The organism is Cyanobium sp. BA20m-p-22 (assembly GCF_024346275.1).
Lineage (GTDB): Bacteria > Cyanobacteriota > Cyanobacteriia > PCC-6307 > Cyanobiaceae > Cyanobium_A.
The window spans coordinates 1-14610 of record NZ_JAGQCQ010000059.1 but is presented as its reverse complement, the minus strand read 5'-3'; the positions used below and the strand labels follow the sequence as shown (position 1 = coordinate 14610).

At 65.2% G+C, this 14610-nt stretch carries 19 protein-coding genes, 1 tRNA gene and 1 rRNA gene; 9 read left to right on the top strand and 12 right to left on the bottom strand.

The window, feature by feature from the left end; translation table 11 throughout:
* The 3 genes from KBZ15_RS07110 to petB form a co-directional block, all read right to left on the bottom strand.
* Positions 1-124, bottom strand: a 16S ribosomal RNA gene (locus tag KBZ15_RS07110); the annotation flags it as partial.
* Positions 125-819: 695 nt separating this feature from the next.
* Positions 820-1302, bottom strand: coding sequence for a cytochrome b6-f complex subunit IV (gene petD / locus KBZ15_RS07105; RefSeq protein WP_197148095.1), 483 nt, complete (start codon positions 1300-1302; stop codon positions 820-822).
* Positions 1303-1398: 96 nt separating this feature from the next.
* Positions 1399-2082 (bottom strand): cytochrome b6, encoded by a 684-nt coding sequence (gene petB, locus KBZ15_RS07100; RefSeq protein WP_197148094.1) that lies wholly within the window; start codon positions 2080-2082, stop codon positions 1399-1401.
* Between the two features lie 121 nt (positions 2083-2203).
* Between petB and ctpZ the strand changes: the two genes are divergently transcribed.
* From ctpZ to minC, 3 genes are read left to right on the top strand one after another with little or no spacing between them, the layout of a single operon-like run.
* Entirely contained in the window at positions 2204-3409 is a 1206-nt protein-coding gene (gene ctpZ / locus KBZ15_RS07095) for a carboxyl-terminal processing protease CtpZ (protein ID WP_396123413.1), read from the top strand.
* 2 nt (positions 3410-3411) lie between these two features.
* On the top strand, positions 3412-4653 hold the full coding sequence (locus KBZ15_RS07090; RefSeq protein ID WP_255014505.1) for an HD domain-containing protein: 1242 nt from the start codon (positions 3412-3414) through the stop codon (positions 4651-4653).
* 26 nt (positions 4654-4679) lie between these two features.
* Positions 4680-5411, top strand: coding sequence for a septum site-determining protein MinC (minC, locus tag KBZ15_RS07085; protein ID WP_255014504.1), 732 nt, complete (start codon positions 4680-4682; stop codon positions 5409-5411).
* On the opposite strand, the gene KBZ15_RS07080 is transcribed toward minC, so the two are convergent.
* From KBZ15_RS07080 to KBZ15_RS07070, 3 genes are read right to left on the bottom strand one after another with little or no spacing between them, the layout of a single operon-like run.
* On the bottom strand, positions 5401-6000 hold the full coding sequence (locus KBZ15_RS07080; protein ID WP_255014503.1) for a chromate transporter: 600 nt from the start codon (positions 5998-6000) through the stop codon (positions 5401-5403). The two genes, minC and KBZ15_RS07080, sit on opposite strands and share 11 nt — an antisense overlap.
* Positions 5997-6560, bottom strand: coding sequence for a chromate transporter (locus KBZ15_RS07075; protein WP_255014502.1), 564 nt, complete (start codon positions 6558-6560; stop codon positions 5997-5999). The genes KBZ15_RS07080 and KBZ15_RS07075 overlap by 4 nt, the downstream gene beginning before the upstream one ends.
* Entirely contained in the window at positions 6553-7569 is a 1017-nt protein-coding gene (locus tag KBZ15_RS07070) for a phospholipase D-like domain-containing protein (protein WP_255014500.1), read from the bottom strand. The genes KBZ15_RS07075 and KBZ15_RS07070 overlap by 8 nt, the downstream gene beginning before the upstream one ends.
* Before the next feature lie 116 nt (positions 7570-7685).
* Here KBZ15_RS07070 and minD point away from each other — a divergent pair, with 116 nt between their 5' ends.
* The 5 genes from minD to KBZ15_RS07045 all read left to right on the top strand — a co-directional run bounded on the left by minD (position 7686) and on the right by KBZ15_RS07045 (position 9848).
* Positions 7686-8504, top strand: a complete 819-nt coding sequence (gene minD, locus KBZ15_RS07065) for a septum site-determining protein MinD (RefSeq protein ID WP_197148089.1) — start codon at positions 7686-7688, stop codon at positions 8502-8504.
* A 5-nt stretch (positions 8505-8509) separates the two neighbouring features.
* Positions 8510-8818 carry a cell division topological specificity factor MinE gene (minE, locus tag KBZ15_RS07060; protein WP_255014498.1) on the top strand — a complete coding sequence of 103 codons (309 nt, stop codon included), beginning with the start codon at positions 8510-8512 and terminating at the stop codon, positions 8816-8818.
* A 77-nt stretch (positions 8819-8895) separates the two neighbouring features.
* On the top strand, positions 8896-9162 hold the full coding sequence (locus KBZ15_RS07055) for a response regulator transcription factor (RefSeq protein WP_255014496.1): 267 nt from the start codon (positions 8896-8898) through the stop codon (positions 9160-9162).
* Positions 9163-9173: 11 nt separating this feature from the next.
* Positions 9174-9245 (top strand) — tRNA-Thr (locus KBZ15_RS07050).
* 36 nt (positions 9246-9281) lie between these two features.
* Positions 9282-9848: a hypothetical protein gene (locus tag KBZ15_RS07045; protein ID WP_255014494.1), complete on the top strand. Its 567-nt coding sequence runs from the start codon at positions 9282-9284 to the stop codon at positions 9846-9848.
* Positions 9849-9950: 102 nt separating this feature from the next.
* Here KBZ15_RS07045 and KBZ15_RS07040 read toward each other — a convergent pair whose 3' ends face one another.
* The 4 genes from KBZ15_RS07040 to KBZ15_RS07025 form a co-directional block, all read right to left on the bottom strand.
* Positions 9951-10541: an L-threonylcarbamoyladenylate synthase gene (locus tag KBZ15_RS07040; protein WP_255014492.1), complete on the bottom strand. Its 591-nt coding sequence runs from the start codon at positions 10539-10541 to the stop codon at positions 9951-9953.
* Entirely contained in the window at positions 10534-11412 is an 879-nt protein-coding gene (gene prmC, locus KBZ15_RS07035) for a peptide chain release factor N(5)-glutamine methyltransferase (protein ID WP_255014507.1), read from the bottom strand. The genes KBZ15_RS07040 and prmC overlap by 8 nt, the downstream gene beginning before the upstream one ends.
* Before the next feature lie 75 nt (positions 11413-11487).
* A complete protein-coding gene (locus KBZ15_RS07030) occupies positions 11488-12753 on the bottom strand; it encodes a DNA-processing protein DprA (protein ID WP_255014491.1) in 1266 nt (421 codons plus the stop codon).
* 26 nt (positions 12754-12779) lie between these two features.
* Positions 12780-13238 carry an acyl-CoA thioesterase gene (locus KBZ15_RS07025; RefSeq protein WP_255014488.1) on the bottom strand — a complete coding sequence of 153 codons (459 nt, stop codon included), beginning with the start codon at positions 13236-13238 and terminating at the stop codon, positions 12780-12782.
* Between the two features lie 12 nt (positions 13239-13250).
* Here KBZ15_RS07025 and KBZ15_RS07020 point away from each other — a divergent pair, with 12 nt between their 5' ends.
* Entirely contained in the window at positions 13251-14099 is an 849-nt protein-coding gene (locus KBZ15_RS07020) for a universal stress protein (RefSeq protein ID WP_255014486.1), read from the top strand.
* On the opposite strand, the gene psbM is transcribed toward KBZ15_RS07020, so the two are convergent.
* Entirely contained in the window at positions 14096-14203 is a 108-nt protein-coding gene (psbM, locus tag KBZ15_RS07015; RefSeq protein ID WP_015109223.1) for a photosystem II reaction center protein PsbM, read from the bottom strand. The two genes, KBZ15_RS07020 and psbM, sit on opposite strands and share 4 nt — an antisense overlap.
* Positions 14204-14251: 48 nt before the next feature.
* Entirely contained in the window at positions 14252-14608 is a 357-nt protein-coding gene (locus KBZ15_RS07010) for a 2Fe-2S iron-sulfur cluster-binding protein (RefSeq protein ID WP_255014484.1), read from the bottom strand.
* Positions 14609-14610 lie beyond the last annotated feature (2 nt).

Below are 14610 nucleotides of genomic sequence, written 5' to 3'. Positions count from 1 at the left end.
CTCCTGAGGGCAGATTCTCACGCGTTACTCACCCGTCCGCCACTAACCCGAAGGTTCGTTCGACTTGCATGTGTTAAGCACGCCGCCAGCGTTCATCCTGAGCCAGGATCAAACTCTCCGTTGTAGTCAAGTCCTCTTGGCTTGCGCCTCAACCTGATTTGCTTCTCACCCGCTTCTACCCACTGGCGTAGGTGTCGCAGTTGGAGCCCCTTCCTCTGACAGAAGGTTGCAAAGAGTGCATTCAGAAATTTCTTTCCTCTTGACTTTCCCGAATCTCAGATCCGGTCGCGCTCGCCTCTCCTATCGGCACACCAGCTCCTGTTCCCTCGTGAGAAGGCAACAAAAGCCAACCCATAGGCGCGTCACGCTTTGTTTCTTTTTGACGGGACCTCACACCTTCACTGCTATTTCGCCACTTACCCAACCTTCCGCAGCCTCCCTCTCAGGTGGCGCAAGAACCCAGGTCAATGACGCAGTGAAAGCGTCAGTTCCTAAACTTTTTAGTTGTCCAGGTGCTTCCGCTTCCTCCCCCCTCTCGGGAAGCTCTCGGCGGAACGTTGCCTCTCGGCAACTTAGAAAACCTACAACACCGGTCGCTCTCGCTTCCCCTGCTGTCGGCCTGCTCGCTTGGGCATCTCTCCCTTGCGCGCAGTCCACAACCATAACACCTAGGTGGGCCCTCAGGCAAGAAAAGGTGTCCTCTGTGACAGCGGCTTTGGGCCGGTGCCCTCCCGGATCCCATAAAAAAAGCTGCAGCAGAGGCTGCAGCTTGGGGAATTTGGCCTGGGAGGGCCCCTGTGGGGCCCTGGAAGAGCCGGGTCAGAACAGGCCGAGGGTGAGCGACTTATCGATGGGCAGGGCGGCACCAATGCCCAGATAGATGGCAAACGCGGTGCCGAACAGGAACACACCCATCGCTACGGGACGGCGGAAGGGGTTCTGGAACTTATTGAAGCTCTCGATGAAGGGCACCAGCATCAGACCCAGGGGGATCATGGTCTGAAGGGCAATCCCCAACAGCTTGTTGGGAACCACACGGAGGATCTGGAACACCGGATAGAGGTACCACTCGGGCAGAATTTCCAGCGGGGTGGCGAAGGGATCGGCCTTATCGCCCAGCATGGCCGGATCGAGCACGGCCAGGCCCACCAGGCAGCCGATGGTCCCGAGGATGACCACCGGAAACATGTAGAGGAGGTCGTTGGGCCAGGCTGGCTCGCCGTAGTAGTTGTGGCCCATGCCCTTGGCCAACTTGGCGCGCAGGCTCGGATCGGTGAGGTCTGGCTTCTTAAGGATGTGCATGGATAGCTCCTGGAGCAGGGATCTCTGGGGACTGGGAAATGAGCTTAGAAGGAACTGACGGTTGACCCGTTGGAGGGAACCAACAGGTTCATGGGGTCACAAGGGGCCGGAAATTCCCTGTTTGCGAATCATCAGGAAGTGCATGAGCATGAAAACTGCCAGCAGCCAGGGCATCACGAAGGTGTGCAGGCTGTAGAAACGGGTGAGGGTGGACTGGCCAACGCTCTCGCCGCCGCGGAGCAGCTCAACCATGAAGTCGCCGATCACTGGCACAGCTGCCGGAACACCTGAGACGATCTTCACGGCCCAGTAGCCAAGCTGGTCCCAGGGGAGGGAGTAGCCAGTGACACCAAAGGACACGGTGATGACAGCCATGGTCACGCCGGTGACCCAGGTGAGCTCGCGTGGCCGCTTAAAGCCTCCGGTGAGATACACGCGAAACACGTGCAGGATCAGCATGAGCACCATCATCGAGGCGCTCCAGCGGTGCACTGAGCGGATCAGCCAGCCGAAGCTGACATCGGTCATCAGATACTGCACCGATGCGTAGGCCTCGGCCACCGTGGGCTTGTAGTAAAAGGTCATCGCAAACCCAGTGGCGAACTGGATCAGGAAGCAGACCAGGGTGATGCCGCCCAGGCAATAGAAAATATTGACGTGGGGCGGGACATACTTGGAGGAGATGTCGTCGGCAATTGACTGGATCTCAAGGCGTTCCTCGAACCAGTTGTAGACCGGGTTAGCAGCCTGTCCGGAGTTTCCAGCAGGTGTGTTCGCCATGCAGCTGGTGGGGTAATTGCGAAAGTCTACCGATGATCAAGAGCAGCTCGTGAGTGCCCAGCCCCCCAGGCCCAGGCCTTCTCAACCCTTTGCAACAGGCCGGTCCAAGGCCAGACATCCGCTGCGGATCCTGCTGCTGGTGGCATTGCTGGCCCTCAGCCTGCTGGCCGGGCCAGCCAGGGGGACCCTGGCCCTCAGTGACACCCAGCAGCTGGTGGTGGAGGCATGGCGCCTGGTGAACCAGAGCTATGTGGATCCCGCTCGCTTCGACCAAGTGCACTGGAAGCGCCTGCGCCAGAAGGCCCTCGAGCAACCCATCTCCAGCTCAAGCGACGCCTATGACGCCATCGAGGCGATGCTCACCCCCCTGGGCGACCCCTACACCCGGCTGCTGCGACCGGGCGACTACGCCACCCTGCGCTCCAACACCCAGGGCACGGTTACCGGAGTTGGGCTGCAGCTGGGCCTGCGCAGCCCCGATCAACAAATCGTTGTGATCGCCCCGCTGGATGGCTCCCCCGCCTCTGAAGCCCAGATCCCCAGCGGTGCAGAAGTGGTGCAGGTGGATGGCAAGGCCAGTGAGGCCCTTGGACTCGAGCAAACAGCCGCCGCCCTGCGGGGCCCAGCCGGCAGCAGGGTGCTGGTGCAACTCACCATCAGGGGAAAGCCCCGGGAAGTGGAGCTGGAACGGCGCCAGGTGGAACTGCGGCCGGTGCGCAGCAAGCGGCTGCGGGTGGGCGACCACACCCTGGGGTACCTGCGGATCACCCAATTTTCCGAACCGGTGCCCGAGGCCGTTCAGGAAGCCCTGGCAGATCTCAACGGCAAGGGCATCGAGGGCCTGATTCTGGATCTGCGCAACAATTCCGGTGGCCTGGTGAGTGCGGGGCTGGCGGTGGCGAACGACCTGCTCGATGGGGCTCCGATTGTTGAAACCCAGGACCGCAATGGGCTCAGCTCCCCCCAGCAGGCAAGCCCTGGCCAGCTCTTCGACGGACCGATCCTCACCCTGGTGAACGCGGGCACCGCCAGCGCCAGCGAAATCCTGGCGGGGAGCCTCCAGGACACCGGCCGCAGCGAGCTGGTGGGGGCCCGCACCTTCGGCAAGGGACTGATTCAAACCCTCATCCCCCTTGGCGACACCAGCGGCCTGGCCGTAACGGTGGCCCGCTACCTCACGCCCAGCGGTCGCGACATCCAAAACCAGGGCATTGAACCCGATGTGGTGCTGCCCCAGCCCGAACCCCTCGATCCCGGCGGCGAAGGCGACAGTTGGCTCGAACAGACGGGCCGCTTGCTGGCAGGCCGCCTGGACGGGAACCAATAAAGATGGGGGAACGCACCTATCACGACCCGCTGCACGGAGCGATCCGCCTCGATGGCGCCGACCCGGCCGAAGCCCTGGTCATCGACCTGATCGACACCGCCCCCTTCCAGCGCCTGCGCCGGGTGCGCCAGCTGGGGCCAGCTTTTCTGACCTTCCACGGAGCCGAATCGAGCCGCTTCACCCATTCCCTGGGGGTGTTGCATCTGGCCCGGCTGGCCCTCGGCCAGCTGGAGCGCCGCAATCCCGCCCTGGCCGAGCACCGGGCCGTGCTTTACGCCGCGGCCCTGCTCCACGACGTGGGCCATGGCCCCCTGAGCCACTCCGGTGAAGAGATGTATGGGCTGCACCATGAAGCCTGGTCGGGTCGCCTGATCCGGGAACACCCGGCACTGCGCGACCGGCTAGAGACCTATGCCCCTGGCACCGCAGGGGCCGTGGCCGCCCTGCTGGAGCACGGCCAGTACCCCAACGCCGCGATCCAGGCCCTGGTGAGCAGCCAGCTCGACTGCGACCGACTCGACTACCTGCTGCGCGACAGCTACAGCACCGGCACGGCCTACGGCAAGCTTGATCTCGAACGGATCCTGGCAGCCCTAACCCTGGCCCCCGATGGCCAACTGGCCATCACCCCCAAGGGACTGATGGCCGTGGAGCACTACCTGGTGGTGCGCAATCTGATGTACCGGAGCGTCTACAACCACCGGCTCAACGTGGTGTGCAACTGGCTGCTGCGCCAGACCATCGCCAGCGCCCGCAGGCTGGGGCCGGCAGAGGTTTGGGCCGACCCGGTGATGGCCCGTTGGCTGTGGCATTGCGATGGGCTCGATCTCGAGACCTTCCTGGCCAACGACGACATCCGCACCGGGTATCACCTGATGCGCTGGATGGAGGAAGGCCCTGCGGAGCTGCAGGCCCCTTGCCGCCGACTGCTGGAAAGACGGCTGCTCAAGGCCACCGCAGTAAGCCACCTGGAGCCGGGCCGGCGGATGGAGCTGCTGGCTGCAGCCCGTCAATTGAGTGAAGCTGCAGGATTAAACGCCGAAACCAGCTGTGGTCTGGAGCAGCGCCAGAACCGCGGGTACCACCCCTATGAAGGCGGCTTGCGGCTCTGGGATGGCGAGCACCTCCAGGCCCTGGAGCAGCGCTCTGCCCTGGTGCAGAGCCTCACCATCCCAGTGGAACTGGCCTGGCTGATCCACCCTGCCGAGGTGGCGCCTAAGTTGCGCAAATTGGTGGGCCGCTGAGCAGGGACGCCGCTGGGGAGCCATCTATGGGAGCAGATTCGGGAGCAGAGCTGATTCCAGCCCAGGCGGGCCAGGGGCTGCACCGGCTAGTGCTGCCTGCTCCAGCGGCCATCCACAGCGGCCAGGTAGCGCCGCTGCAGGAAGCCGCCGCCCTGGTGCAGTCGGCCGTGGCCAGTGCGCGTCTGCTGGGCAGCGGTGGGCCCCGGGGCCTGCTCCAACTCGAGGCCGGATCCTGGCGTCTCAGCCTGGGCCAGCTAAGCGAACTGCGCGACACCCTGGCAGGCCTGGAGCTGGAGCTGGCCAACCTCTGCAGCAGTAACCCCCAGACCCATGTGGCGGCAGCGGCCCTGGGGATCGAAAGCCAGTGGCCGGCCCATTCAACCCCCAGGGGGAATGGCCCGGGCGACCCCGATCCTGAGCTGGTGGTGCACCGGGGCACCCTGCGCTCCGGCGATCATCTGCAAACCCAGGGGACCCTCCTGGTGCTCGGGGATGTAAATCCCGGGGCGCGAATTTCCGCCGCCGGGCACGTACTGGTGTGGGGGCGTCTGCGGGGCACCGCCCATGCCGGCTGCAATGGCGACACCGGAGCGAGGATCGTGGCCCTCCAGCTCAGGCCCCTGCAGCTCCGCATTGCCACAACCGTCGCCCGGGGGCCAGATGGATCCCCACCAGCCGGCCTTGCCGAAGAGGCCAAGATCGTCAATGGAGCCATCCAGATCGACCCGGCCCAGCCAGGCTGGCCGCTCAGCGGTTGATCAGCCCCAGGCCGCCCAGCAGCCCCGCCCCGGCCATGAACCAGAGCGGCGAAATGCGGCTTCGCAGCATCAGCACACACACCAGCACCGAAACCAGCACGCCGGCTGCGTTGGTGTCAGCCGTGCGCAGAATCTTCAGGCCCACCGCAAACAGAATTCCCAAGGTGATCGGCCCCAGGCCCTGCTCGAAGGCACGGCGCCAAGGGGAATGCTCCAGCCGCTTCCAGCTGAGGCAGGCCAGCACCATCACCAAGGTGGATGGCAAGAGGATGGCCGCCTCGGCGCCGTAGGCACTGAGCAGCGCCCAAAAAGGCCCTTCCGGCCAGCTCGCGCCCAGGCCAATCAAGCCCACCAACATCGAGCTGGGGCCCGGCGCCGCTTCAGCTAAGGCGTAGAGATCGGCGAACTGGGCATTGCTGAGCCAGCAGAACTGATCAACCGCCAGGTGGTGATACTCCGCCAGCAGGGTGTTGCCGCCGCCCAGGGAAAACAGCGACAGGGACAAAAACTGCCCGAGCACCTGGAGCAGGGTGCCCAGGTCGGAGAGCCGGGCTGGCGTACAGGCGGCAGCGGCAAGCAGCTCGCTCATGGCTGGGCAGGCCGCCGGGGCCAGTACCAGACCATGGCCACCGGAGCAGAGATCAGCACTACCGGAATCAAGCGCAGGTGCAACCAGGTGAGGGCCACAAAGACTGCCGCCGCCAGAACCAGGGCAAACCAATCCTTGGTGTATTGGTCAAGAATCTTGAATCCCATCGAGAGAGCCATCCCGGCCGCCGCCGCTACCACCCCAGCAAGCACCCGATCGACCGCAGGGATGCCGTGGAGCTGGAAATAGGCCAGGCCTACCGCCATCAGCAGGGTGAAGGGCACCAGCAACATGCCGGCCAGGGCCACCAGGGCACCGGCCAGGCCATGGAACTCGGCGCCGATATATACGGCCATGTTGATCTGGTTGGGCCCGGGGAAAAGGCGGGCCACGGTGAGGCCGGTGAGGAACTGCTCGTTGGTCATCCAACTGCGCTGCTCCACGACGATCCGCTGGCTCCAGGCGGACAGCCCACCACCAAAGGCTGAGAGGGCCACCTGGAGCATGCCCCAGAACAACTGGTCCAGGCTGGGACGGGGCGCCAATTTGGGCTCAGTCATGCACAAAATGGGGGTCGGGTGGCAATTCGCCCTCCTCATGCAGGCTCGGATCGAGGGGATCGGGGGCCTGGTATTTCTTGGCGGCATCCCAGTCAGCCTGGAAGGTGCTGCGCAGCCTGGCCACCACCTCCGGGGCGTCGGATTCGATGCCGAGTTCCCGGCGCAGGTCGAAGGCACTGCGATCGATATTCATCGAACCGGTCTGGGCGTAGGTGCCATCCACCAGCAACAGCTTGGCGTGCAGTTTCAGGTGTTTCTGGCGCCGCACCTTCACCCCGAACCTCTCCATCACCCGCAGGGAGGAGAAGGTGTCGTAGATGTCCCAATAGGAGATGCCGTGCTTGCCACCGCAGAGCAAGCGCACCTTCACCCCCCGCTCTCGGGCGGAGATGATCCGCTCGAGGATCACCGCATCCACGAATTTGGGATGCTGAATCCAGAGGGTTTCGCGGGCCAGATCAATGATTCGGGCCATCTGGCCGCGGCTATGCACACTGCTCCAAACCAGGCCCACGTGCAGGTTGGGATGGAAAAAAGTGCGGGCCCAGTCGGCCTCAAAGCCGGCAATCACCTCCTCGACCACCGGCGGGGCGTGGCTGACGATGCCGTAGTCGCGGGTTTCGGTGAAGTATTTGTCGCTGAGGTTGAAGGTGGAAATCAGGGCGCAGGAGCGATCCACCACCATCGATTTCTCGTGGGTCACCGGAAAGGCCTCGCTGGTCCAGGCCACCTCGATGCCCCATTCGCCCAGGCGGGCATGGGCCTCATCGTTCCAGCGGTCTCCGCCGGAGGTGTGGGGATTGAGCATCACCCGCACCTGCACGCCGCGCTGGTGGGCCCGCAGCAGGGCCTGCTCGATCTCCTCAGACTGCAGCTTGAACTGCTTGAGCAGCAGCGACTCCCGGGCGCCATCGATCAGGGCCACCACGGCCCCAGCCCCGTCATCGGGCATGACCAGCAGCTGCTGGTGAAGATGCTGGGGGGAGGAGGGATCCTTGGGCTCGGTCATCCCTGCGGTGGAGGGGGCTGACCCGTTGTAATCCAAGGGTCCCGGACGGCGATGCCAGCACCAAGACATCCGTGCCAGTAGTTAGGCCTTAACCTTTGGCCACTCCAGCCTCCGTTGTGACCGCCCCGTCTACCCGCTACATCCTGATCTGCTCCGGCAAGGGGGGCGTGGGCAAAACCACCCTCACCGCCAACCTGGGCATCGCACTGGCCAAGCAGGGAGCCCGCACCGCCGTGCTCGATGCCGACTTCGGCCTGCGCAATCTCGACCTGCTGCTGGGGCTGGAGAACCGGATCGTCTACACCGCCCAGGAGGTGCTCTCGGAAAGCTGTCGGTTGGAGCAGGCCCTGGTGAAACACAAGCAGGAGCCAAACCTGGCCCTGCTGCCGGCGGGCAACCCGCGCATGCTCGAGTGGCTGCAGCCCGATGACATGAAAAAGATCGCAGCCCTGCTCGGCGACCACTTCGACTTTGTGCTCATCGACGCCCCCGCTGGCATTGAGGGCGGCTTCAAGAACGCCATGGCTGCTGCCCGCGAAGCGATCGTGGTGACCACGCCGGAGGTGTCGGCGGTGCGCGATGCCGACCGGGTGATCGGCCTCCTCAACAGTGAAGGGGTGAAGCCCATCCAGCTGGTGCTCAACCGGGTGCGGCCCAAGATGATGGCAAACCAGGAGATGCTCGCGGTGAGCGATGTCACCGACATCCTGGCCCTGCCCCTGCTGGGTCTGGTGCTGGAAGACGAGCAGGTGATCGTGAGCACCAACCGCGGTGAGCCCCTCACCCTCAATGGCAATGGTTCCCCGGCCGCCCGGGCCTACTCCAACGTGGCTCGCCGACTCCTGGGCGAAGACGTGCCCTTGATCGACCCCAGCAAGGAGCGCCAGGGCATCCGCGCGACGATCGGGCGGCTGATGCAAACCAAGATCTTCTGAAGCCGATGACCCTGCGCGATGTGATCAACAAACTTCTGGGCCTGCAACCCGCCAGTGCCAACACTGCCAAGCAGAGGTTGCAGCTGGTGCTTGCCCACGACCGCAGCGACCTCAACCCCGAATTGCTGCAGCAGATGCGTCGGGAGATTTTGGAGGTGGTGAGCCGCTATGTCGAAATCGACCTAGAAGAAGGCGACGTCACCCTGGAGACGGAAGACCGGGTAACAGCCCTGGTGGCCAATTTGCCGATTCGGCGCGCCAAGGTGCCCTTCCCCCCTGTCGAACCCACCTTCCAGGCCAAGCTCAGCTCCTGATTTCAGCAAGGCGCCACGGGCAGCCATAAAGCTCCAAGCAAGTGTGGGAAAGCTGAAGCAACCGCATTCAGGCCACCATGGGCGACATGGGCGAAACTGCCAAGCCAGCAATCACGGCTGCTATAGGCATCACCCGGGCAGAGATGCGGGTGCTGCAAGAACTGGAACAGGGCCACAGCAACAAGGCGATTGCCGCCGCCCTGATCGTCAGTCCCCGCACCGTGGAAAGTCACATGGCGAATTTGCTGGCTAAAACCGGCTGCCAAAGCCGCACCCAGCTCCTGCTATGGGCGATCGGCGGGAGATCGGCAGGCGATAAAGTTCTATGGGAAGGGCAGGTTTGACCACTTCCACTGCCGGCTTAGCTCAGTGGTAGAGCAGCGCTTTTGTAAAGCGAAGGCCATCGGTTCAAATCCGTTAGCCGGCTTCTGGTGATTTCCTGGTCCACCCCGTCCCTGAGCCCATGCTCCCTAACCCCTCCCATCGATTCGGCGGCTGGCGGCTGCAGCTAGCAAGTTTTGCCGGCCTGCTCGCGCTGGCGCTGCAACTGGATCACCCAGGCCCTCTCCACGCCCAGTCGAACTCCCCGGATCAAACGCAAACGACCAAGCCAGCCGCTGGGGCCGCCTCGACCAGTGCCAAGGAACAGGCCCTGCTCGAGAAAATCCGCCAACTCAAGGCCCCCCGTTGGAAAACCTTTGGCCCCTGCCGCTACGACTGGAGCGCCTGGCGAATCGCTGAGGGAGGCGTGCGCACCACCACCAGCATCTGCGGATCCCCGGAAGTGACCAGCAAGGTGGCGGTTCACTGCGAAACCCTGCGGGTGAGCCGCCAATCCAGCGAGGGAACCTGGGGCGAATGGCGCCTGCCCCTATCCCTGGAGGAATCCAAGGGAGAAGGAGCGGAAGACCTGATGGTGGCCAACCTCTGTGCCAATGCCAAACCCCTACCTGCGGCCGTCAGCGAACCGCCGGGCGTCCCGCCAGCAGCCAAATCGCCAAAACCAGCAGCGTCCAAGGCAAAGCCCTGAGATCCAGCAGGGCAGGCAGCACCTGCAGAAAAGGCTCCATCAACCAGTGGAAGGCAGCCACCGCCAGAAGCACCACCAGGAAAAGGGCTGCCATGCGATCGCTCAAATCCCTGGAGGCAGTAGAGCACCAGCCCGCAAGACCTGCCAGCCCCCTCCCTCCCGCCAGGCCAGCACGGTGCTGGCCATGCCCCCGGCCTCCGGCCAGGGCATGGGGCCTAGCAGCGGCACATCGGCAAACTGCCGGGCCGCCTCCTCTGCCGTGGTAGCGGGGGGCAGACCGGAAACATTGGCACTGGTGGTGGCCAGCGGTCCACTGAGCTCCAGCAGGACCAGGGCCTGAGGGCAGGCCGGCAGCCGCAACCCCAGGCTGCCACCGCCTGGGTTGAGGGCTTCGGCCACGGGGCCAATGGCCGGCAGCACCAGGGTGACTGCCCCCGGCCAAGCCCAGGCCGCCATCGCCAACCACTCGGGCCGAGCCGGGCGGCCGATGGACCCCAGCAAGGCCTCGGCATTGGCGGCCATCAGAATCAGGGGCTTCTCGGCTGGGCGGTGCTTCAGGGCCCAGAGTTGGTGGGCCTGGCTGGGACAACTCGCCAGGGCAGGCAAGGTGTCCGTGGGGAACAGGGCAGCCGATCCCCCCAGCAGGTGGGCGGCCAGATCCGGGGGAGCAAGGGTGGGCAAGGGGTCAGACATCAAGCCAGCATCGCCGGGCCGAAACAAAGCGCTGCTGGCCCTCCAGGTCGAGATGGGCTCGCACCTGCTCCAAACCCGCCAACGTCAGCAGCTCGATCACCGCCGCGCTTTGGTCGTGATGGTGCTCCAGCAGCAGCAGCCCACCAGGGGCAAGGGCGGCCCTGGCGCCCTGAGCCAAAGGCCGCAGGGCGCCAAGGCCATCGGCACCGCCATCGAGGGCAAGGCCGGGCTCGTGCTCCCGCACCCCCGGCTCCAGCGCAGCCCACACCGCCGTGGGGATGTAGGGCGGATTGCTCACCACCAGCTGCAGTTGTCCCCACAGGGGCCGCAGCGGCTGCCACCAGCTGCCCTCCAGCAGCCGCACCCGATCGCCCACCCCCGCCCGCTCCAGATTGACGCTCGCCTGAGCAAGAGCTGCGGGGCTGGAGTCCACAGACCAACCGCTACTGGTGGGCCAGGCCAGGGCCAGGGCCAGGGCCAAACAGCCCGAACCGGTGCCCAAATCTGCCCATGGACCCGGGCAGTCTGGAGCCAGCTCCAGGGCCAGCTCAACCAGCAGCTCCGTTTCCTGACGCGGAATCAACACCCCCGGGCCCACAAGGAGTTCGAGGTCGCGCCAGGGGCAGCGACCCACCAGATATTGCAGGGGTTCGGCGGTGTAGAGATGGCGACTCCAAAGCTCCTCTATGTAGCTGGGATCCACCCTGAGCCGCACGAGCTGCTTGGGGTGCAACCGCAGCTGCTGCTGCTCGCGCCAGGGGATACCGCCAGCGAGGTCCACCAGCCAGTCAAAATCAGCCGGATGGCCGCCCAGGGCCAGCTGGCGACGGCGCCAGGCCAACCACCAGTTGCCATTGAGCTCAGTTGCCATTGAGGTCACTTGCCACCTAGCTCACTCGCCACCTAGCTCACCCCCGCTTGAGCTCGACGCAGCCATGGCCCCAGGCTAGATCGGCCGCCAACACAGGCCCGGCTCCGCCCTCACCAGGCCCCCCAGCTCGAGGGCCAGCAGCCTGGGCGCCACCTCGGCAGCGGGCTGCTCCAAGCTGAGGCACAACTGCTCGAGGGAGGCGCCACGGCCCAGGGCCGCCAACAGGGCTGAATCCCCAGGCGGCGAAGCGCTTAGCGGCGACGTATCGGATTGGCGAGGCGCGAGGGGACCCGCACCCAGCTGGCGAATCAGATCGGCGGGATCCAGCAGCACCGTTGCATCCTGGGCGAGCAGACGGTTGCTGCCGGCAGCAGAGGCCTTGCCGGCATCGGCAGGCACCACCCAGAGGGGCAACTCCTGTTCCATGGCCAGGGCCGCGGAATGGAGGGCGCCACTTTTGAGGGGACACTCCACCACCACCACGCCAGCGGCGAGCCCAACCTGAAGCCGGTTGCGAGCAGCAAAGTGACCGGCCTGAACCGCGGTGCCCGCTGGCAACTCACTCACCAGCAGTCCCCGAGCCGCCACCTCAGCCTGCAGCTGCTTGTGGTGCCTTGGGTACACCCGCTCCAGGGGCGTGCCCAAAACCGCCACCGGCTGCCCCCCCTGAGCCAGGCAACCCCGGTGCACCGCCCCGTCAATCCCTTCCGCCAAACCACTCACCACGGGCCAGCCGGCCTGGGCCAGGGCCGCCCCAATCGCCTCCGCCATTGCCAGCCCATGCAGGGAGGGGCGCCTGGTGCCAACCACCGCGATGGCTTGACGGCGGCGCAGCAGGGGCCACAACCAACCTTTGCCGCGCCAGTGAAGACGCAGGGGCGGCCGCTCCAGCGCCAGCAGCTCGGGGGGAAAGGCCGGATCGGCGGGCAGCAGCACCCGCCTCCCGCCCTGGAGTTGTCGAGCCACCTCTGGCAAGGGATCTGGCCCCCAATGGGCCCGATACCGCTCCAATTGCCGGCAGCCCGGCGATCCCATACCCGCCAGGCCAGCAAAGGCTTCGGCAGGAGAGGCCCAGGCCGCCCCCCAGCCGCAGAAGTTGTCCCGAATAGCCACCAGGCGGCTGGGGCCCACCCCCGGGCATCCAGACCAAAGCAGCCACCAGAGCCTTTGCTCCAGACTCCAGCCAGCGGCATCGGCGGCCCGCAGCAGGGGACGACGCTGCTTGGCTGAGGGCTTGGCTGAGGGCTTGGCTGGAGGCTTGGCCGAGGGATTGGCTGAGGGATTGGCTGAGGGATTGGCTGAGGGCGAGGAGGATCGAGGGAGCGCGGCAGCCGGGGCCATGCCATTTCAGTACAGGTGTACTGATCTTAGACCGATCCAGCCACCAGGATTGCCACCGCGGCCTCGAGGTCGGCTGGCAGCTTGCGCATCAGCCGCTGGCGCCCCGGCTCCCCAACCCCATCGACCAACACCAGCTCCACCATGGCCTCGGCTGCCACCACCCCATCCACGCCTAAAAACAGGCTGCGCCAAGGGATTTTGAGGCCGCGCCGGGGCATCACTTCGCTCCAGATCCGAACGGCATCGCCATGCAGCAAGGCCCGGCGGTAATCGATGGCCAGGCTGACCACTGGCAGTTCCAGGCCCCTGGCCGAGAGTTCGCTGTAGGCAACACCGGCCTTTGCCAGGGCTTCAACCCGGGCCTCCTCCAGCCAAGCCACATAGGCGCCATGCCACATCACACCGGCATGGTCTGCGTGCTGGGGCAACACCGTTCGCTCCAGAATCCAACCCCCATCCGTAGGCTGCAGGGAAGACCGTTTCATCGTTTAACTCCCGTGTTTCGCAACGTACTGATCGCCGATTCCGGCAAGGGCCACGTTGAGGAGATGGTGCGCATGCTGCGCGACATCCCCACAGTTCGCCAAGCCCGCTTCAACCTGCTGCACGTAGTGCCCGAGCAGGTTGGCGAAAGCTTCACTGAGCACTCCCAGAAGGCAGCCGGCATTGCCGCTGAAGCGGTGCTGCGCCTGGGCCTCGACCCCGGGGAGGTGAACACAATCATCCGCCAGGGCGACACCAAGCAAACGGTGCTCAAGGTGGCCGATGAACTCAACAGCGACCTCATCGTGATGGGCTCCCGCGGCATGAACCGCCTCCAGGCCATCCTCAGCAACAGTGCCAGCCAATACGTTTTCCAGCTCTCCACCAGGCCGATGCTGCTGGTGCGCGACGACCTCTACATCCGCCATATCAACCGGGTGATGGTCACCATCGACGGCACCGGCGTGGGGGACAACGCCCTCAAGCTGGCCTGTGAACTGGTGCGGGACATCCCCGGGGGCACCCTGACCGGCGTGCATGTGAGCCGTCAAGAGATCACCCCATCAAGGGGGGGCAAATCCCCTGCCGAAGAGACTGTGGGCAAGGCGATCCAGCGGGCCCGTGCCTTCGGCGTGGAGCTGACCACCGTTCAGCGCAGTGGCGATGTGGGCCGCATGGTCTGCGCAGCCGCCGAAGAGCTCAAGGCCGACCTGCTGGTGATCGCCTCCCAGGACCGACGCCCGGTGGTGGCGCGGGGGCTGGTGGACATCGACCGCCTGCTGGGCAGCTCGGTGAGCGACTACATCCGGGTACATGCCCCAGCCCCAGTCCTGCTCGTGCGCGAGCCGGAAGGCAGGAGTTAGCCGCCCTGGCGGCTGTTGGTCTGGATGTAAAGAATTATCAGGAAGACCGCAGGAACCAAAACGAATAAAAGGCTGGCGACAAAGCCGAGGTCGTTGGTTTCCATAACTGAGGGGGAAGTGCTGGGAGGGTATCACCGCCGAATGGACGGTTTTCAGGAGGCTTCATCGCTCGTTGCGGTTGGCTCCTCCAGGGCGCCCTCCTGCTCGGGGGGAACGGGCCAGGCCGTGGGGCCGGGCGGCAGGGCCTGGGCCCTGGCTGCGGCCAGCAGGGCCTCCTGATCGGGCAAGCCCACCTGGGGACGGGTGAGCACCAGCACCGACTCCTGAACCAGGGCCTGACAGGCCAGTCGCCAGGTCTGGGGGCGGCGGCGCAGTTTCTGGTCTTCCACGACGGTGCGTTCACTCAGCGCCTGGCTAGCGCCACCCTCCGGAACGGCCACAAAACAGGTGATGCATTGGCCGCAGCCGCCGCAGTTGCCCAGGGTTCCCTTGAGCCCGTAGAGCTGGATGC